Annotated in this window: 14 protein-coding genes; all 14 read left to right on the forward strand. The window is 72.0% G+C overall.

The features are described 5' to 3' along the window. The first annotated feature begins 137 nt into the window (after positions 1–137). The 14 genes from J5X86_RS32655 to J5X86_RS32720 all read left to right on the forward strand — a co-directional run bounded on the left by J5X86_RS32655 (position 138) and on the right by J5X86_RS32720 (position 19,208). Positions 138–1,040, forward strand: coding sequence for an MBL fold metallo-hydrolase (locus tag J5X86_RS32655; protein WP_208520315.1), 903 nt, complete (start codon positions 138–140; stop codon positions 1,038–1,040). A gap of 66 nt (positions 1,041–1,106) precedes the next feature. After that, on the forward strand, positions 1,107–2,600 hold the full coding sequence (locus tag J5X86_RS32660) for a carboxylesterase/lipase family protein (protein WP_208520316.1): 1,494 nt from the start codon (positions 1,107–1,109) through the stop codon (positions 2,598–2,600). 227 nt (positions 2,601–2,827) lie between these two features. Then, positions 2,828–4,117, forward strand: a complete 1,290-nt coding sequence (locus tag J5X86_RS32665; protein WP_208520317.1) for an ABC transporter substrate-binding protein — start codon at positions 2,828–2,830, stop codon at positions 4,115–4,117. Positions 4,118–4,169: 52 nt separating this feature from the next. Continuing rightward, positions 4,170–5,108 carry a carbohydrate ABC transporter permease gene (locus J5X86_RS32670; RefSeq protein ID WP_208520318.1) on the forward strand — a complete coding sequence of 313 codons (939 nt, stop codon included), beginning with the start codon at positions 4,170–4,172 and terminating at the stop codon, positions 5,106–5,108. A gap of 17 nt (positions 5,109–5,125) precedes the next feature. Continuing rightward, positions 5,126–5,953: a carbohydrate ABC transporter permease gene (locus J5X86_RS32675; protein ID WP_208520319.1), complete on the forward strand. Its 828-nt coding sequence runs from the start codon at positions 5,126–5,128 to the stop codon at positions 5,951–5,953. Further along, on the forward strand, positions 5,950–6,993 hold the full coding sequence (locus J5X86_RS32680; RefSeq protein ID WP_208520320.1) for a LacI family DNA-binding transcriptional regulator: 1,044 nt from the start codon (positions 5,950–5,952) through the stop codon (positions 6,991–6,993). The genes J5X86_RS32675 and J5X86_RS32680 overlap by 4 nt, the downstream gene beginning before the upstream one ends. 63 nt (positions 6,994–7,056) lie before the next feature. After that, positions 7,057–8,991 carry a cellulase family glycosylhydrolase gene (locus J5X86_RS32685; protein ID WP_208520321.1) on the forward strand — a complete coding sequence of 645 codons (1,935 nt, stop codon included), beginning with the start codon at positions 7,057–7,059 and terminating at the stop codon, positions 8,989–8,991. Then, positions 8,988–11,315, forward strand: a complete 2,328-nt coding sequence (locus J5X86_RS32690) for a glycoside hydrolase family 3 N-terminal domain-containing protein (protein WP_208520322.1) — start codon at positions 8,988–8,990, stop codon at positions 11,313–11,315. Before J5X86_RS32685 ends, J5X86_RS32690 begins: the two co-directional genes overlap by 4 nt. Positions 11,316–11,442: 127 nt before the next feature. Further along, a complete protein-coding gene (locus tag J5X86_RS32695) occupies positions 11,443–13,371 on the forward strand; it encodes a glycoside hydrolase family 5 protein (RefSeq protein ID WP_208520323.1) in 1,929 nt (642 codons plus the stop codon). Between the two features lie 112 nt (positions 13,372–13,483). Then, positions 13,484–14,311: an ABC transporter ATP-binding protein gene (locus tag J5X86_RS32700; protein ID WP_208520324.1), complete on the forward strand. Its 828-nt coding sequence runs from the start codon at positions 13,484–13,486 to the stop codon at positions 14,309–14,311. A 71-nt stretch (positions 14,312–14,382) separates the two neighbouring features. Continuing rightward, on the forward strand, positions 14,383–15,213 hold the full coding sequence (locus tag J5X86_RS32705; protein ID WP_208520405.1) for an ABC transporter permease: 831 nt from the start codon (positions 14,383–14,385) through the stop codon (positions 15,211–15,213). A 43-nt stretch (positions 15,214–15,256) separates the two neighbouring features. Continuing rightward, a complete protein-coding gene (locus J5X86_RS32710) occupies positions 15,257–16,411 on the forward strand; it encodes an ABC transporter substrate-binding protein (protein ID WP_208520325.1) in 1,155 nt (384 codons plus the stop codon). Positions 16,412–16,543: 132 nt separating this feature from the next. Further along, the gene (locus J5X86_RS32715) at positions 16,544–18,109 is read left to right on the forward strand and encodes an amidase family protein (RefSeq protein ID WP_208520406.1); all 1,566 of its coding nucleotides are present in this window, start codon (positions 16,544–16,546) and stop codon (positions 18,107–18,109) included. Between the two features lie 157 nt (positions 18,110–18,266). Then, positions 18,267–19,208, forward strand: a complete 942-nt coding sequence (locus J5X86_RS32720) for an NAD-dependent epimerase/dehydratase family protein (RefSeq protein WP_208520326.1) — start codon at positions 18,267–18,269, stop codon at positions 19,206–19,208. The last annotated feature ends 8 nt before the right edge of the window (positions 19,209–19,216 follow it).

Genomic DNA, 19,216 nt, shown 5'->3' on the forward strand with positions numbered 1-19,216 from the left:
GGAGAGGAGGTGATGTGTTATCGGTCACGTGGCCGTCGTCGGAGAGCAGGTGCAGTCAGGTGACGGATACCGCCCCCGGCCCCCTCCGGCGAGGATTCTGCTGGTAATCGACTTTCTGGCACACGAGGCGAATATTCATGCAGCAGATAACGCTGGGCGATGTCACCATCACACGCGTCGAGGAATACTACGGCCCGGTCGACCTGACCTCCCGGGCATTCTTCCCGGAAAGCCCGGAGGAGGTCTGGGAGGACAACGCGTCCTGGCTGGTCCCGGACTTCTACGACCCCGACACCGATAATGTCCGGTCCGCGATTCAGACCTGGGTCCTGCGCAGCGAGGGCAAGACCATTCTGGTCGACACCGGTGTGGGCAACCACAAGCACCGGCCCTACGCGCCGGTGTGGAGCTATCTGAACACCGACTTCCTGGGGAATCTCGCCAGGGCCGGGGTGCGCCCGGAGGACGTCGACGTCGTGATCAACACACATCTGCACGTCGACCACGTGGGCTGGAACACCCGCCTCGACGGCCGGAGTTGGGTTCCGACGTTCCCGAACGCCACCTATATCCTCCCCGAGCGCGACTTCGAGTTCTGGAATCCGGAGAATGAGCACAAGCCGTTGCTCGGCCGGGGCAATCAGAATGTCTTCGAGGATTCCGTCGCTCCCGTCCATCAAGCGGGCAAGGCGCTGCTGTGGGACGGCAGCCTCGACATCGACGCCAATCTGCGACTGGAACTCGCCCCCGGACACACACCGGGCTCGTCCGTGCTCGCCCTCGATTCCCGCGGCGATCGCGCGCTCTTCGTGGGGGACCTGCTGCACAGCCCGGTGCAGATCGCCGATCCCGACACCAATAGCTGCTTCTGCGAGAACCCGGCCGAATCCCGCGCCACCCGCCGCCGGATCCTCGGCCGGGCGGCCGAGGAGAACACCCTGGTCTTCCCCGCCCACCTGGGCGGTCACGGCGCCGCGGAGGTGCGGCGCGACGGCGGCGGGTTCGCCATCAAGGAATGGGCGGCCTTCGCGCGCCTGTGACCCCGGACCGCCTGTGATCCGGACCGGAGCGATACCGAGGAACCGAGGAAGAGACACACCCCGCACATGACGAACACCTTCGCCCCCATCGTGGCCACCTCCCAAGGCGCCGTCCGCGGCCGCCAGGCGGAGCACGCCACCGTCTTCCGGCACATCCCCTATGCCGCCCCGCCACTGGGCGCCACCCGGTTCGCCCCGCCGACGCCCCACCCGCCATGGGACGGTGTCCGGGATGCCACCGCCGCGGGTCCCACGGCACCGCAGCCCAAGCGCGACGCGTTCGGCGACCTCGACATGTCCCCGTACTTCGGGCAGGGCTGGGTCCCGGGCGAGGACTACCTCGCGGTGAATGTCTGGACGCCCGACACCACACGTGACGACCTGCCCGTCATGGTGTTCGTGCACGGTGGCGGATTCGTGGCCGGGTCGACCCGGTCGGAGCTCTACGACGGCACCGGCTTCGCCCGTGACGGCGTCGTCCTGGTCACCCTCAACTACCGGCTCGGCGTGCCCGGCTTCCTGCACCTCCCCGACGCCCCCGACAACCGGGGTCTGCTGGATGTGATCGCGGCCCTGCGCTGGGTCGAGGAGAACATCGGGGCCTTCGGCGGCGACCGGTCCCGGGTGACGCTCTTCGGGCAGTCGGCGGGCGCCACGATCGTGGGCGCGGTGGTGGCCGACCCACGGGCCGAAGGTCTCTTCCAGCGGGCGATCATCCAGAGCGGCAACGGCCTGGGAGCGTTCGCCCCCGCCCAGGCCGACCGGGTCACCCAGGCCCTCGCCCGCATCCTGGGGACCGCCCCGACCGCGGAGGCGCTGGCGTCGGTCCCCGACGAGCGCTTCGTCGAGGCCATGCCCCAGCTCGCGGGCATCGATCTCACGGTCGACGGGCACTTCGATCCGCTGATCGGCCTGAGCCCGTTCAGCCTTGTCCTGGACCAGCAGCCGGCCGAGGCCGTGGCCGCCGGCCGCGGCGCGGGCATCGACCTGCTGCTCGGGACGAACGCCGAGGAGGGCAACCTCTATCTGGCCCCGCTCGGCCACCTGGCGTCCTCGACCGAGGAGGACGTCCACGCCGTGGCGGCACGCTCCCACCCCGCTCCGGAGAAGCTGGTGGAGGTCTACCGCCGCGAGCGGCCCGGGGCCTCCGCCGGGGAACTGCGGTCCGCCATCATGACGGACGCCCTGTTCGGCGCGGGCACGCGGCAGCTCGCGGCCGCCCACGCCCAGCATCCCTCGGCGCGGACACACGTCTACGAGTTCGCCTGGCGGTCGCGGGCCCTGGACGGGCGGCTCGGCGCCACGCACGTCATGGAGCTGCCGTTCGTGTTCGACCGCACCGATCTGCCACGGCTCCATGGCCCCGAGGCGATCCTCGGCCCGGCCGAGCCGCCCGCCGGTCTCGCGTCCCGCCTCCACGCCACCTGGATCCGGTTCGCGAGGACGGGCGACCCCGGCTGGCCGCCGTACGAGAGCGTGCGCCGGACGACCATGCGCATCGCCGAGGCATGGACGCAGGTGGCGGACCCCGGCGCCCGGATACGGCGGGCCTGGGAATAGCGCCCGCGCGGACGGTCGTACCGCCGCCATCACATGGAGCTCGGCTTCGGCGCCCATCGGGACCTCCCGGTGGGCGCCGTTCCGTTTCTCCGTACCCGCCGTCCCCGGTGAGGTGTTTTTCGGCCCCGGCAAGGGCTTGACCAGAGGCGAAGTGGCTCCTACATTCCTCTCACCCTCGAGGTAGAACGATTAACCACTTGTTAACCGCCTGGTTGGAGACCCCCGCAGTGCACTCACCGCTGACTCGGCGCGGCTTCCTCGCCACCGGTTCCGGCCTGGCCGCCGCGACCGTCTTGCCCGGCCTGTCCGGCTGCTCCGCGCTGACCGGAGCGGACTCCGATCCCGATACGCTCGTCGTGCACAGCCAGCTGGGCACCACCGCACCGGGATCGCCGACCTACCTCGCGGCCCTGGACCGGTTCCGCAAGGAAAATCCGGGACTCAAGGTCAAGAACCTCATCAACGGCGACGACCTCGCGCAGGTCTACGAGACCTCGCGGCTGGCCCGCAAGGAGCCGGACGTCGTCATGGTCAACCTCTACGACAAGACGCTGGCATGGACCGACGTCGGCGCCACGGTCGACGTCAAGGGCTACCTGGACGACTGGGGGCTGCGCGACCGCGTGCTCCCGCAGGCGCTGGCCGAGTGGACCGACGCCAAGGGCCGGGTGCGGGCCTTCCCCTACTTCGCCACCAACTGGCCGATCGCCTACAACAGGGCCCTGCTGGACCGGGCGGGCGTCGACGCGATACCCACCACGGGCGATGAGCTGATCGCCGCGGCCCGCAAGCTGCGCGCCAAGGGGATCGCGCCCGTGACCGTCGGCGGCAACGACTGGACCGGGCAGAAGCTGCTCGCCCAGATCATCCAGACCTTCCTCACCGAGGACGAGGCCCGGCACGCCTACACCACCGGGGACTTCGGCAGCAGGGGTGCCCGGGAGGGCATCGACTACTTCGTGACACTGCGCGACGCGGGCGTCTTCGCCGACAAGGCCCAGGGCCTCACCTCGGACACGATGACCACGCAGTTCAACACCCAGGCCGCGGCCATCGAGTCAGCGATGTCCTCGGCGCTGGCCAAGGTGCCCGAGAAAGTGGCCCGGCACACCGAGGTCGGCGGCTGGCCCCTGACCGGCGGCGCCGTCCACGACAAGCCCACCATCCTGCGGACCTACACCCTGATCGGGTTCTGGATCAGCCCGAACGGCACCAAGAAGATCGACGCCGTCGAGAAGTTCCTGCGCTTCATGTACCGGCCGGACACCGTCTCCCGGTTCATCAAGGAGAGCGGCCGCGACATGGCGCTGCGCTCCGACACCCTCAGCACGGACTTCCCGCTGGTCGCCGCGGCCCAGCGGCTCGGCGGGGCCGTGAGCCAGGCGCTGCTGCCCGATGTGTACGTCCCGCCCGCCGCCGCCCAGCCGCTGATCACCGCGACCAGCACGTCCTTCACCCGCGGCACCAGCGCCGCGAAGGTCCGCGCCGCGCTCGAGACCGCGTACCGCTCCGCGTGAACCGCCCGCCCGTTCGCTCTTATCCCGAGCCCGACTCCACGGGAGCCACCTCATGACGACGTTGACGTCGACCCCGGGCGGGGCCGCGATCCGCCAGCCCGCACCGCCCGCCACCAAGGCCGGTTCGCGTACGCCCCGGCAGGGGGGCACGATCCTCGCCGTCCCGGCGCTGGTCTGGTACGCGGTCTTCATGATCGGCCCGGTGATCGCCATCTTCGTGATCGCCGCCCTGCACTGGCCGGGCATGCTCCAGCCGGTGTCCTTCGCCGGTCTCGGCAACGTCCGCACGGTCCTCGACGACCCCGTGTTCTGGGACGCGGTGCGCAACACCGCCGTCCAGTTGGCGGTGGCGCTCCCGATCATGATCGTGTGCGCCTACATGCTGGGCTACTACGTGGCGCAGAAGCCGCCCGGGCACCGCGTCATCCGCTATCTGCTGTTCATCCCCGGCCTGATCTCCACCCCCGCCAAGGCGATGGTGTTCTACGCGGCGCTGTCCCCGGACGGGCTGGCCAACGGCGCACTGCAGTCGGTGGGGCTCGGTTCGCTCACCGACGCCTGGCTCGCCTCGCCGTCGACGGCCCTGGCCTGTCTCATCGCCCTGGACGTGTGGAGCGGGATCGGCTTCACCGCCGTCCTGTTCGCCGCCCGGCTCGACAGCGTCCCGGACGACCTCGGCGAGGCGGCGCAGCTCGACGGGGCCGGGCACTGGCGGACCATGTGGCGCATCCACTTCCCCGTGATCCGCGACTATGTCGGCGTCGTCACCATGCTGCAGTTCCTCTGGACCCTCTTCGGCTCGGCCCAGCACGTCCTGCTGCTCACCCAGGGCGGCCCAGGCAGCTCGTCGACGACGCTGTCCTTCCTCGTCTACCAGAAGGCGTTCATCGCGGCCGACCTGGGCTACAGCCAGACCGTCGGCGTCATCCTCTTCCTGGCCGGGCTCGTCGGGCTGCTCACCATCCGCCGCGCGTTCCGCCAGAACTACTGACCCGAAGGCGGCTCCCCATGAAACTCGGCAAACGCTGGCTGCCCGCACACCTTCTGGTGTGGACCTACGCGGTGCTGCTGATCGTGCCGCTCTACTACTTCCTCGCCTCCGCGTTCAAAAGCAACGAGGAGATCTTCGCCCATCCCTTCGCGCTGCCCTCGTCCTTCGGCTTCGGCAACTTCCGCACCGCCTACAACAGCGCCGACCTGGGGACGGCCGTCGTCAACTCGGCGCTGGTGACGGTCCTCGCGCTGGCGCTGACCCTGCTGCTGGCGCTGCCCGCGGCGTTCGCGCTCGCCCGCTCGACGAGCCGGCTCGCCTCGGCGATGGAGAAGATCTTCTCGCTGGGCTTCCTGATCCCGACGTTCGCGGCGCTCTTCCCCACCTTCCTGCTCGCAGCCGCCACCGGGCTGTTCCACACCCGGCTGTTCATGGTCTTCTTCCTGCCCGCGACGGCGATGCCGCTGTCGGTGGTGATCCTCGTGCAGTTCATGCGGACCATTCCCAGGGAGATGGAGGAGGCCGCCCGGATGGACGGGGCGTCCACCTACACGGTGCTGCGGCACATCTACATACCGATGTGCCTGCCCGGCATCGCGACCGTGCTCCTGCTGAACTTCCTCACCTTCTGGAACGAGTACCTGTACTCGCTGATCATCATCGGCCCCGACCCCGAACAGCGCACCGTGCAGGTGGCCCTGCCCACCCTCAAGGCGATCACCGGCACCGACTACGGCGTCCTCACCGCCGGTACCGTACTGACCCTGGTCCCCGTATGGGTCGTCTACACGGTGCTCCAGAAGCGCATGCAGCAGGCGCTCATCAACGGGGCGGTCAAGGCGTGAGCACACCCACCGTGAAGCAGGGACGGCGCCCCACCATCAAGCAGGTGGCCGCCGCCGCCGGGGTGTCGACCGCGGCCGTGTCCCAGGCGTTCAACGACAAGGGCCGGCTGTCGGAGGCGACCCGGGCGCGCATCCTGGACACCGCGATGGAGCTCGGCTGGTCGCCGAGCGCGTCCGCCGCCGCCCTGCGCAGCGCCCGCACCCGCACCCTCGCCCTCGTCGTCAGGCGCCCCACCGATGTGCTCGGCGCGGACCCGCACTTCAGCGAGCTGATCACCGGCATCGAGGGCGAACTGGCGCCCCGCGGCTACGGTCTGCTGCTGCACCTGGTCGCGGGCGCGCAGGAGGAGAACGCCCTCTACAAGCGGCTGGCGGCCGAGGGCCGCGTCGACGGGGCCGTCCTGACCGACGCCCGCGCGGATGACCCGCGCCCCGCCCTGCTGGCCCGCCTCGGCCTGCCCGCCGTGCTGCTCGGTCCCCCCGACCGCGCCGCCGCCGTGCCACGCGTCGGCCTCGGCCACCAGGACGCCGCCGTCGAGGAGGTCGTCAGCCATCTGCTCGGGCTCGGACACCGGCGCATCGCCTATGTGGCGGGCCCCGCCGACCTGCGGCACACCCGGCTGCGCGGCGGTGTCTTCGAGACGGCCCTCCGGCAGGCGGGCTTGCGGCCCTACGCGGTCCTGCACACCGATTTCACCGAAGTGTCCGCCGTCGCCGCCACCCAGGCCCTGCTGGAGCCCGCCGACCGCGCCACGGCGATCGTCTACGCCAACGACTCCATGGCCATGTGCGGCATCGGCGCCGCCCAGCGCGGCGGGCTGCGCGTCCCCGACGATCTGTCCGTCGTCGGCTACGACAACCTGATGCTCGGCCGCTGGCTGCACCCCCGGCTGACCACGGTCGACCAGCAGGTGCGGCGGGTCGGCGCGGCCGCCGCCCGGCTGCTCCTGGCACGCTGCGGTGAGGACGTCGAGGAGACGGTGCTCGACGACCGGCCGCGGCTGGTCGTCCGCGAGTCCACCGGACCCGCCCCGGGCTGACACCCGACCCCCGGCCCCGCTCCGGGCACCCCCCACCCGTACCACCGACACCCGAGAAGGACCATGCGACGCCACAGCGCCCAGCTCATCCACAACCCCGCCGTCCTGCCCTGGCTCGGCGCCAACTTCTGGTCCCGCACCGGCGGGCCCCTGATGTGGCGCGACTACGACCCGGAGACGGTCCGCGCGGAGCTGCGGGTGCTGCACGAGCACGGCCTGACGATGACCCGGTCGTTCTTCTACTGGCCCGACTTCCATCCGCAGCCCGACCGCGTCGACGAGACGCTGTGCGAACGCTTCCGCGACTTCCTCGACGCCCACACCGAGATCGGCATGGGGACGGTGCCCACCTTCATCGTCGGACACATGTCGGGCGAGAACTGGGACCCCGCCTGGCGCGGGGGCCGCGACCTCTACGAGGACGTGTGGATGGTCGGCCGCCAGGCGTGGTTCGTGTCCCAGATGACCCGCCGCTTCAAGGACCACCCGGCGGTCACGGGCTGGCTCATCACCAACGAGATGCCCGGCTACGGCCGGATCTACCAGGTGGATCCGCCCTCCTCCGATGTGGTGACGGCCTGGGCGCAGGCCATGTGCAACGCGGTACGGGCGGCCGGGGGAACCCAGCCGGTCTCGCTCGGCGACGGCGCGTGGGGCATCGAGGTCACCGGCCGCGACAACGGCTTCTCGCTGCGCGATACCGCCGAGTACGTGGACTTCGTGGGCCCGCATGTGTACCGCTCGGACACCGACCGGCCCCGTCAGCACCTGCGCGCCGCCTTCGAGTGCGAACTGGCGTCGGTCACCGGACAGCCCGTCGTCCTGGAGGAGTTCGGCCTCTCCACGGACACCGTGTCCGACCGGAACGCGGCGGTCTACTACCGGCAGACCCTGCACAACTCCCTGCTCGGCGGGGCGACGGGCTGGATCGCCTGGAACAACACCGACTACGACGACCTGTGGGACCGCTCGCCGTACGACCACCACCCCTTCGAGATGCACTTCGGCATCACCGACAGCACCGGTGCCCCCAAGGCCCCGCTGCTCGAACTCGCCGCGTTCGCCGGGGTGTTGAGGGACGTGGACTTCGCACACTGCCGACGCGCCGACGCGGACGCGGCGCTGGTCGTGCCCGCCTTCCTGGAGCGCGGCTACCCCTACAGCAGGCCCGCCGACCGCCCGCTGATCTTCACCTCCCTGCACCAGAGCTATGTCGCCACCCGCGCCGCCGACCTGCCGGTGGGCTTCACCCGCGAGGCCGACGGACTGCCCGGCGACGCGGCCCTGTATTTGCTGCCGGCCACCCGCCAGCTCACCACGCGCACCCGGCGTGAGCTCGAACGCCGCGCCCACGCGGGCGCCACGGTCTACCTCTCGTTCTGCTCCGGCGAATACCCCGGGACCCGCGGCCCGTGGTTCGACGACCTGGACGGGCTGTTCGGCGTCGAACTGCAGCTCTCCTACGGTGTCGCCGAGCCCATCGAGGACGACGTCCTGGAGATGACGTTCACCGAGGACTTCGGCGGGCTGACGGCCGGGACCTCGCTGCGCTTCCCCGTCGCGGGCAACGAGGACAGCCGGGCATATCTGCCGGTCCTGCCGCGCGACGCCCGGGTGGTGGCCGTCGACGCCCACGGGCGGCCCGCCCTCCTGGTGCGCGACACCGGGCGCGGACGCACCGTCCTGGCCACCTACCCCCTGGAGCACATGGCCGCCCGCACCGCGCGTGCCAACCCCGAGGACACCCACCGGCTGTACGCGGCGCTCGCCGATGTCGCCGGGGCCCGCCGCCCGGTGACGGTCGACAGCCCCCATGTCGGCGCGGACCTCCTCGTCCATGACGACGGGCGTCGCTTCGTATGGCTGGTCAGCCAGAGCGCCGAGGAGCTCACCGTCCGCCCCGTCGCCGACGGCACCCTGCGCGACCTCGCCTCCGGCGCACCGGCCGCGGAGGTGTCGCTCGGCCCGTACGGGGTGCGCGTCCTGGAGCTGCGGTGACCGGCGACCTCTACCGCGACCCCGCCGCGCCGGTGGCCGAGCGGGTCCGCGACCTGCTGGGGCGCATGACGCTCATCGAGAAGGTCGGCCAGGTCAACCAGCGCATGTACGGCTGGCACGCCTACGAGCGGGACGGCGACGGCCACCGGCTCACCGACGCCTTCCGCGCCGAGGTCGCCGCGTACGGCGGGATGGGCGCCCTGTACGGGCTGCAGCGGGCCGACGCGTGGTCCGGCGTCGGCTTCGCCGACGGCATCACGGCGGCGGACGGGGCGCGGGTCGCAGGCTCCGTGCAGCGGCACATCGTGGAGAACACCCGGCTGGGCATACCGGTGCTGTTCGTCGAGGAGGTTCCCCACGGTCACCAGGCCCTGGACGGCACCGTGTTGCCGGTCAACCTCGCCGTCGGCGCCACCTGGGACCCCGGGCTCTACGAGGCGGCGGCGGCAGCCGTCGGCGCGGAGGTGCGGGCGCGGGGCGGCCATGTGGCGCTCGTCTCCGCCCTCGACCTGGTGCGCGACCCGCGCTGGGGCCGTGCGGAGGAGTGCTTCGGCGAGGACCCGTACCTGGCGGCGCGGCTCACCGAGGCGCTGGTGCGGGGCATGCGCACCGCCGACGTGGCCGTCGTGCTCAAGCACTTCGCCGGACAGGGGGCCACGGTGGGCGGGCGCAACAGCGCGGCCACCGAACTGGGCGCCCGCGAAGTGCACGAGATCCATCTGGCGGCGGCCCGGGCCGGGATAGGCGCCGGGGCCGCCGGGGTGATGGCGGCCTACAACGAATTCGACGGCCTGCCCTGTGTCGCCAGCCGCCCGCTGCTGACCGAACTCCTGCGGGAGCGGCTGGAGTTCGACGGCGTCGTGATGGCGGACGGCGCCGCCGTCGACCGGCTGGTCCGGCTCACGGGCGACCCGGTGGCCGCGGGCGCCCTCGCCCTGAACGCCGGATGCGATCTGAGTCTCTGGGACGCCTGCTTTCCGCGGCTGGCCGAGGCGGTCGCCCAGGGGCTCGTCACGGAGCGGACCCTGGACACCGCCGTGGCCCGGGTCCTCACGCTGAAGTTCCGCCTGGGCCTCTTCGAACAGCCCTATGCGCAGTCCGGTGAACAGCGCCCCGAGCCGCATACGCCCGCGGTGGAACAGCGCCCCGAGCCGCATACACCCGCTGCGGAACAGCACCCCGATCCGCGCGAGTTGAGCGAACGCATCGCCCGCGCGTCCATCACACTGCTCGCCCACGACGGGGGAGTCCTGCCACTGGCGCCCTCCACCCGCCGGATCGCCGTCCTCGGCCCGAACGCCGACTCCATCGCCCAGCAGATCGGCGACTACACCGCTCCGCAGCGCCCCGGCTCCCACCATGTCACGATCCTGGACGGCATCCGGTCGGCCGCCCCGCCGGACACCGAGGTCAGCTATGCGCCGGGGTGTGATCTGGTCGGCGGCGACCTATCCGGTGTCCCCGGGGCGGCCGCGCTGGCGGCAGCGGCGGACATCGCGGTCCTCGTCCTGGGCGGGTCCAGCGCGCGCTCGGGCGACACCTCCTTCGACACCAATGGCGCGGCCATCGTGACCTCCGCCGACCCCGCCGGTATGACGAGTGGCGAAGGCGTCGACCTGGCCGATCTGCGCCTGCCCGACGGGCAGTTGGCGCTCCTGGACGCGGTGGCGGCCACGGGCGTGCCGGTCGTCGTGGTCCTCGTCCAGGGCCGTCCGCACGCCCTGCCCGACCTCTCCGGCACGGCGGGGGCGGTGCTGAGCGCCTGGTACCCGGGGCCGTGGGGCGGACGGGCCGTGGCCGATGTGCTGTTCGGCGCGGCCGGGCCCGAGGGGCGGCTGCCGGTGTCGATCCCCCGGTCGGCCGCGCAGCTTCCGGTGTTCTACAACGCCAAGGACCACGGCTACCGCGGCTACGTGGACCAGCCCGCCACTGCCCGATACGCCTTCGGCCACGGCCTGTCGTACACCACGGTCGCCTACGCACCCCCACGGCTCTCCCGCGCCCGGGTGACCCCGGACGATCCGACCCTCATCTGCCGGGTGACCGTGCGCAACACCGGCGAGCGGCCGGTGCGCGAGACGGTCCAGCTCTATCTGCGCCGCCTGTCGGGCGGCTCGTCCTGGCCCCGCGTCCGCGAGCTGCGCGGATTCGCCCGCCTCGACCTGCGGCCGGGGGAGGAGACCGACGCCGTGTTCGCGATCGACGCCGACACCCTCGCCTCCGTCACCCGGGACCTCGGCCTCGCAGTCGAACCCGGAGACCTGATGCTGGAGACCGGTCCGTCCTCCGCCGAGACGCAGGGGGCGCGGCTGGTGATCGACTGATCAGGGCCGGTCGGCGGCGGCCCGGCAGGGCCCGGCGGGTGAGGACGTACTCGACACTTCGAGCGGGCCGTCCTACAGTCACCTGCCCGGCAGGGACCGCCCGGCCGCTGACCCAGGGGAAGGCCGCATGCCGATCAGGAGATCACTCAGGTATCTGACGGGACTCGCGGCGATCCTCGCGCTGCTGGCCACGGCGCCGGGGCCGGTCGCCGCCGCGCAACAGCCCGCCGCCCCGGCGGCCCCCGCCACCGCCCCGGCCGCCACTCCCGCTGCCGACACCTGGCAGCCGCCGCTGTCCACCCGCGGCCGGTACATCGTCGACGCCAAGGGCGACCGTTTCCGGCTCAAGTCGGCCAACTGGGACGGTGCGCAGGGGTCGTGGACGGGCAGCGGCAGCGTCGACGACCCCGCCAACCACCACGCCGGCCAGAACTCCCACGGCATACCCCTCGGCCTGGACCGGGTCCCCCTGCCGACGCTGCTCGCCGACTTCCACCGGCTCGGCATCAACAGCATCCGGCTGCCGTTCTCCAACGAGATGATCCACGCCACCGCGACCGTGCCGGACGGTGCCGTGGCCGCCAACCCGCAACTGCGCGGGAAGACACCGCTGCAGATCTTCGACGCCGTGGTGTCCGCCCTCGGCCGCGACGGGTTCGCCGTCATCCTCAACAACCACACCAACAGCACCCGGTGGTGCTGCGGAGTCGACGGCAACGAGCGGTGGAACAGCGGCCAGACCACCCAGCGCTGGATAGACGACTGGGTCTTCATGGCCCGCCGGTACGCCGATGAGCCACGCGTCGTGGGCGCCGACCTCTACAACGAGGTGCGCCGCGACATCCTGGACGACCCCAACTGGGGGCTCGGCGACACGCACGACTGGTACGCCGCCGCGCAACAAGCCGCCAACCGCATCCTCACCGACGGCAACCCCGACCTCCTCATCGTCATCGAGGGCATCAACTGGACGGGGATACCGGTCGACGGGCTGCCCCACGAACGGCCTGCCCTGGCGCCCGCGCGCACCCTCTCGCACACCCTCGTGAACGCCCACAAGCTGGTCTACTCCGCGCACTTCTACGGCTACACCGGCCCCCGCCACAGCGGCGCCACCGGCGTCGGCGAGACCCACGACCCCCGGTACCAGGACCTCAGCCGCGACGAGCTCCGTAAAGTCCTCACCGACCAGGCGTTCTTCGTCGCCGAGGACACCGGGCGGCACTACACCGCACCCGTGTGGATCAGCGAGTTCGGCATCGGATCGGCCGAGACGGGCACCGCCCCGCGCGCGTGGTTCACCAACATCACCGACTACTTCGCCGACCACGACGCCGACTTCGCCTACTGGCCACTGGTGGGCTGGGAGGGCAGCGACGACTGGGCGCTGCTGCGCTACGACTCCGTGGGCCACCGCACCGGAATCCTCGACCAGGGCGACTGGCGCGCCACGCCCTGGCAGCGGCTGATGACCGCGCCCGAGCACACCGGGCCCGTCGACCCCGTCCCCGCCTGGCGCATGCTCGCCACCGACCACGGCGACCAGGTGCAGTCGCTGATCGAGCGGACCCACGGCGACTGGGATCCGGGCGCCTACAAGGCCGCCTGCCCCGACGGGTTGCGGCTGATCGGCCTCGGCCACACCGCCGGGCGCGGACTGTGCACCGACACCGGCGCCGACGACCCGCGCGCCCCCGGCACCGCCCATACGGTCGTCAGGGACGAGCGGTATGTGCCCGCCGGTGGCGACTGGGCCTCCCGCTACACCAAGTTCCAGTGCCCCTCGGACCACTTCCTCATCGGCTACAGCCGTCGCGGCGGCCGGGTGTCCGCCGCGCTGTGCGCCCCGGCCCGCACCCCGCTCGGCACCACGGGACGCACCGTGTGGTTCGACCGGTCCGACAACCGGCCCGCCGACGCCGCCGGGGGCGACTTCGCCCACGGCGCCTACAAGGGCCAGTGCGCGGCCGACGAGTACGCCGCCGGGATCGCCTTCACCACGCGGGTGGGCAGCTCCGGGAGCCCGGACGCGCTGCTGTGCCGCCCGCTGTCCTGAGTCCGCCAGTCGTTCCGCGACCCTTGCCCGAATCTGACGGTCCGTCATATCGTGAGGTGGTGCGCGCAGCCGTTGTCGCACGACACCCGCCGAACCGGATCAGGAGTTACGGGTGGAGTCGCACGCCACACCCGGGACCGCGCCGAAAGTACGTGCCCGCGCGGTGACCCGCACCTTCGGGCACGGAACCCGGCAGGTGCACGCCCTCGGACCACTCGACCTGGACATCCAGCACGGGGAGTTCTGCTGCATCGTCGGCCCGTCCGGATGCGGCAAGTCCACGTTCCTGCGCATCGTCGCCGGACTCGTCCGCCCCAGCGGCGGTGAGGTCGAGCTGCGCGCGGGCCGGCGCCATCCGGCCGCGATGATCCCGCAGGACTACGGCATCTACGACTGGAAGACCGTGCTGGCCAACGTCCGCTTCGGCCTGGATGTGCAGCGCGTGCCACGCAAGGCCGCCGACGCGCGGGCCAGGGACTGGCTGGCCCGGCTCGGTCTCGCCGACTTCGCCGACGCCTACCCGGCCACCCTGTCGGGCGGGATGCGGCAGCGCGTGGCGATCGCCCGCGCGCTCGCGGTGGAGCCGGAGGTGCTGCTGCTGGACGAACCGTTCGCCGCGCTCGACGCCCAGTTGCGCACCATCCTCCAGGACGAGTTGCTCGCGGTGTGCCAGGCGACCCGTACCACCGCACTGTTCGTCACCCACAGCCTGGAGGAGGCGATCGTGCTCGGGGACCGGGTGGTGGTGATGTCGGCCAGGCCCGGCAGAGTGATCGCCGAACGCCACCCGCCGTTCGAACGCCCGCGCACCGGGGCCATGCGCCGCGCTCCGCGGTTCGCCGCGCTGCAGTCCGAGTTGTGGGAGCTGCTGCGCGACGAGGTCCAGCGGGCCGGGGCCGGTGCCGCCACTGCGGCGGACACGGTGGGGAAGTCCTCGTGAAGGGCGAGAGCGCGCCCGCCTCGGCCCGGACCGCCCGGCCCGGTGAAACCGTCGGCGGGCCCGTCGAGACCGTGCTGGTGCGGCGCCCCGGACCGGGGGAGCGCGATCCCGTCCGCGCCCACCGGCGGCGCCGCGGCATCGAGCTGGCCCTCGCCCTCGCCGTGCCCGCCGCGCTGATCCTGCTGTGGCAGCTCGCCGCGGATCAGCACTGGATCGACTCGCGCATCTACCCCGCGCCGTCCACCATCGCGGCGGACGGCTGGCAGCGCGCCGCCGACGGCAAGCTGTGGCCGGACGTATGGGCCACGCTGCAGCGAGTGGTCGCCGGGTACGCGCTCGGCACCGCCGCGGGCTATCTCTTCGGGCTGCTGATGGGCGCGCTGCGGATGGTCCGCGCCGCGCTGGAACCGCTGCTCGACGCCCTCTATGTGGTGCCCAAGCTCGCGCTGCTCCCCGTGTTCCTCAATATGTTCGGCCTCGGTGAGGGCCCCCAGATCGCGCTCGTCGCGACCACCGTCTTCTTCTTCGTATGGATCTCCACGATGGCCGCCGTGATGGGCGTCGCCGAGGGCTACCGGGAGGCCGGACAGGTATTCGGCGCCGGTCCCTGGCAGATGTTCCGCCATGTCCTGCTGCCCGCCTCGCTGCCGCAGGTCCTGGTCGGCATGCGGGTCGCCTCCGGAGTGGCGGTCCTGGTCATCGTCGCCTCCGAGCAGATCGCCGCGAACGACGGCCTCGGCCACCTGATCTTCGACTCGCGGACGCTGTTCCAGAACGACGTGATGTTCGTCGGCATCGTCTGCGTAGCCGTGCTCGGCGTGGTCTTCTCCGAACTCGTCCGCTTCATCGGCCGTCGGCTCACTCCCTGGGCGCCGCGGGACCGCGGCCGGCCCCGGCCCTGACCCTCACCTCGGCTCCGACCCCCAGCCCCGGAAGGCGGCACCCATGGCACGGAGACTCTCCCTCGCCCGCGCCCTGGTCACGGGCGTGACCCTGTTCGGCGTCCTCGGCTCCCTCGCCGCCTGCGACGCGCAGACCTCGGAGTCGGCGCGCTCCGGCACACCGGGCAAGCCCCGCCCGATCACCCCCGTCGCGGGCTGCGCCAAGGGCTGGACCGACCCCGCCGACGCGTCCGCCGCCCGCGCGCCCGCCCGCTGCGCGCCCGGCGCGCCCGCGCCGAAGCCGCTGCAGAAGAAGACGAAGATCGTCGTCTCCGCCAGCACGCTGACCGCCGAGTACCTCGCACCCCTGCGGATCGGCATGGAGAAGGGCGAGTTCGGCAAGGAGAAGCTCGACGTCGAACTGAAGCTGCTGCCCACCCCGGACGCGCTTCCGCTGCTCGCCAAGGGCGATATCGACGTCCAGTACGCGGCGCCGGAGGCCGCCGTGCTCAACGGCATCCGCCAGGGGTTCGACATTCGCTGGGTCGCCGGCAACTTCACCCCCGCGCCCGGCTCCAAGAGCGGATTCTGGGCCAGGCTGAAACCGGGGGAGACGGCGGGCGAGGTCAGCCTCAAGGACCGTACGGTCGGCACGCTCATCGGCAAGGGCTCGGTCATCATGTACCCGATGGAGAAGGTGCTCGCCGCGCACAAGGCCGACGTGGACAGCGTCCGCTTCCAGCAACTCGGCCCGGCCGAGGTCCTCACCTCGCTGAAGAACGGCGGAGTGGACGCCGCATGGCTGCTCGACCCGGTGTGGCGCCAGGTGGACGGCGACGCGGGCTACGCCTTCCTCGGCGGCCAGCCGCGCGGCGAACCGCTCGGCGGGCTCCTGTTCGGCCCCGATCTGCTGACCGGGGACCCGGACGCGGGGGTGGCGTTCCTGCGCGCCTACATCCGCACCGTCAACACCTATTTCGCCGGGGACTACAAGAAGGACAAGGCGTTCCTCGACGACCTCGGCGAAGCGCTCAAGACCGAGCCGGACACACTGGCCGCCGTGCCGTCGCTGCGCATGGACTGGGAGATCCGCGAGGGCACGGTGGACCGGCTGCAGAAGGCGTACGCCAGCGCCGGGGTGGTCGAGGGCGACCCGCTGCCCGAGGACCAGGTCGTGGACCGCTCGTTCTACGCGGAGGCGGTCGGCCACAAGCCCTAGGCCGGCGGTATCGCGGGCACGCGCCCGCGCGGCGAGGGAAGACGTGTGAACGGCGGCGCGAAAGACCCTTGCGCCGGGCCGTCGGCCTATAGTCCGCTGACCCTCATGAGGAGCATGAGGGTCATGAGCGTCATGAGGAAGCGGGGCCTGGCCACGCTGAGCGCCGCCCTGGTCGTGGGCTCGCTCTGCGCGGGCGCGCCGCAACCGCGTGCGGAGGCCGCCGACTCCGGCGGCGGCGCTGGTTCGTCCACGGGACTCGGGGTCGATCTGGACACCGTGACGATCCCCGAACTCCAGGCGCGCATGGCGGACGGCTCGCTGACCTCGTCGGCGCTGACCAGCGCCTATCTGCGGCGGATCAAGGCCATCGACCCCACGATCCACGCGGTGCTGCGCACCGACCCGACCGCCCTGCGGCAGGCGGCCGCCAGCGACACCAGGCACCGGCACGGCGCCACCCGTGGCCCGCTCGACGGCATCCCGGTCCTGCTCAAGGACAACGTGAACACCCGCGGCCTGCCCACGACCGCCGGGTCGCTGGCACTGGCCGGCAGTCCGCCGGACACGGACGCCGCCCTGGTGACACGACTGCGCGACGCGGGGGCGGTGATCCTCGGCAAGACCAACCTGTCCGAGTGGGCCAACTTCCGCGCCGCGAAGCCGACATCGGGGTGGTCGGCCGTGGGCGGGCAGACCAACAACCCCTACGTACTGGACCGGAACCCATGCGGATCGTCCGCCGGTTCGGGTGCCGCGCTCGCCGCGTCGCTGGCGCAGGTGGCGATCGGTACCGAGACGGACGGCTCCATCGTGTGCCCGGCCGGGATGAATGGGGTGGTCGGCCACAAGCCCAGCCTCGGCCGCGTCAGCCAGGCCGGAGTGGTCCCGATCTCCGCCGAGCAGGACACCGCCGGGCCCATGGCGCGTAATGTGATCGACACCGCGCTCACCTTCTCGGTGCTCAGCGGCGGCCGCACCGCGGACGGGCTGACCAGCCCCGGCGCGCTGCGCGGCAAGCGCATCGGCCTGTGGCGGCTGCCCTCGCTCGGGCCGGAAGTGGACGCCGTGATGACCCGTACCGCGAAGCAACTGCGCACAGCGGGAGCCGAGGTCGTCGAGGTGACGCCCCCGTATCAGCAGCGGCTGTCCGAGCTCGAATTCCCCGCGCTGCTCAGCGAGTTCCACCGGGACATCGACGCCTACCTCGCCACCCGCGAGGGGCCGCGCAACCTCGCCGAGCTGATCGAATTCAACCGCACCCACCCGGCGGAGCAGACCTGCTTCGCCGGTCAGGAGCTGTTCGAGCAGGCCCTCGCCGCGCCTGCCACCACCGACCCGGAATACCGGGCCATGCGCGCCGAGTTGAAGGACCTCTCCCGGCGTTCCATCGACGAGACCATGACCACCCACCACCTGGACGCCATCGCCTCGCCGACCAACCCGCCCGCCTGGACGACCGACTGCGCGCGGGGCGACAACGACGTGATCCCGTCCTCGACCCCCGCGGCCGTGGCCGGATATCCCTCCCTGTCGGTGCCCGCCGGGTTCGTGGACGAGCTGCCCGTGGGCCTGCTCCTGATGGCCGGCGACCATGAGGACACCGAGCTTCTGTCGCTGGGGGCCGCGGTGGAGCGGCGACTTCACGCCTGGCGGGCGCCGCGCTACCTCCCGTCGGTGGGGACCGGCGCCTCCCGCTGAACGGTCCGGCCGTGGCGTCCGGCCCTGGCGTCCGGCCCCCGCACCCGTGGCCGGACGCCATCGTTCACCGACGAGATCGCGACATCTTCCACCGCACCCGAACGGGCGTCGGAAAGTCTGCCCCAATGGCCACAGATTCTCGCGCTAGTGTGCGCGCGTGAGCCTTCATGTCGTCATAGGATTCGGGCCCGCCGGAGCGGCCACCGCTCGGCTGCTGGCCGAAAAGGGCCATTCGGTACGGGTTGTCACCACATCGGGTCGAAGCCCGGAGCCGGGCATCGAGCATGTCGCGCTGGACGCGACGGACAGCGCACGATTGACCGAGGCCGCGCAGGGCGCGGCCGCCATCTACAACTGTGCCGCACCGCCCTACCACCGCTGGGCGAGCGACTGGCCGCCGCTGGCCTCGTCGGTCTGCGCGGCCGCCGAGGCGACCGGGGCCGTCCTGGTCATCCTGGGCAACCTCTACGGCTACGGCCCGGTCGACGGCCCCATGACCGAGGAGCTGCCGCTCGCGGCGACCGGCACCAAGGGGCGGGTGCGCGCCGCCGTGTGGGAGCAGGCGCGGGACCTCCATGAGCAGGGCCGGATCAAGGCGGTCGAGGTACGGGCGTCGGACTTCTTCGGGCCCGGAGTGACCGACGGCGGGCACCTGGCGGCGCGGGTGATGCCAAAGGTGCTGCGCGGCAAGCCGGTCTCCTCGCTCGGGGACCCGGACACCCCGCATAGCTGGAGCTACCTCCCCGACGTGGCCGCCGCCCTGGCCGAGGTCGCGGGCGAGGAGCGGGCCTGGGGCCGGGCCTGGCACGTACCGACGGCGCCCGCGCGGTCCACCCGGGAGATGGTCGACCGCCTTGCCACGCAGGCGGAGACCGGGCCGGTCGCGGTGCGCGGGCTGCCGTCCGCCGTGCTCGGTCTCGCCTCGCTGGTCTCCCCGCTGCTGCGTGAACTGAAGGAGGTCCGCTACCAGTTCGACCGTCCCTTCGTCGTGGACGCGAGCGCCTACGAAGCCGCGTTCGCGGTGCGCGCCACCCCCGTCGACGAGCAGGTCAAGGCGACGGTCGAGTGGTGGCGTGAGCGACTGTCCACCGCCGGGTGACATCTGTG

Origin of the sequence: Streptomyces sp. NEAU-YJ-81 (genome assembly GCF_017592595.1) — a bacterium.
Lineage (GTDB): Bacteria > Actinomycetota > Actinomycetes > Streptomycetales > Streptomycetaceae > Streptomyces > Streptomyces hygroscopicus_B.

Excerpts from the sequence above, each read along its gene's own strand:
- J5X86_RS32675 (WP_208520319.1), top strand. The coding sequence starts at position 5,126 with ATGAAACTCGGCAAACGCTGGCTGCCCGCACACCTTCTGGTGTGGACC.
- J5X86_RS32660 (WP_208520316.1), top strand. The coding sequence starts at position 1,107 with ATGACGAACACCTTCGCCCCCATCGTGGCCACCTCCCAAGGCGCCGTC.
- J5X86_RS32685 (WP_208520321.1), top strand. The coding sequence starts at position 7,057 with ATGCGACGCCACAGCGCCCAGCTCATCCACAACCCCGCCGTCCTGCCC.
- J5X86_RS32715 (WP_208520406.1), top strand. The coding sequence starts at position 16,544 with ATGAGGAAGCGGGGCCTGGCCACGCTGAGCGCCGCCCTGGTCGTGGGC.
- J5X86_RS32670 (WP_208520318.1), top strand. The coding sequence starts at position 4,170 with ATGACGACGTTGACGTCGACCCCGGGCGGGGCCGCGATCCGCCAGCCC.
- J5X86_RS32710 (WP_208520325.1), top strand. The coding sequence starts at position 15,257 with ATGGCACGGAGACTCTCCCTCGCCCGCGCCCTGGTCACGGGCGTGACC.
- J5X86_RS32655 (WP_208520315.1), top strand. The coding sequence starts at position 138 with ATGCAGCAGATAACGCTGGGCGATGTCACCATCACACGCGTCGAGGAA.
- J5X86_RS32695 (WP_208520323.1), top strand. The coding sequence starts at position 11,443 with ATGCCGATCAGGAGATCACTCAGGTATCTGACGGGACTCGCGGCGATC.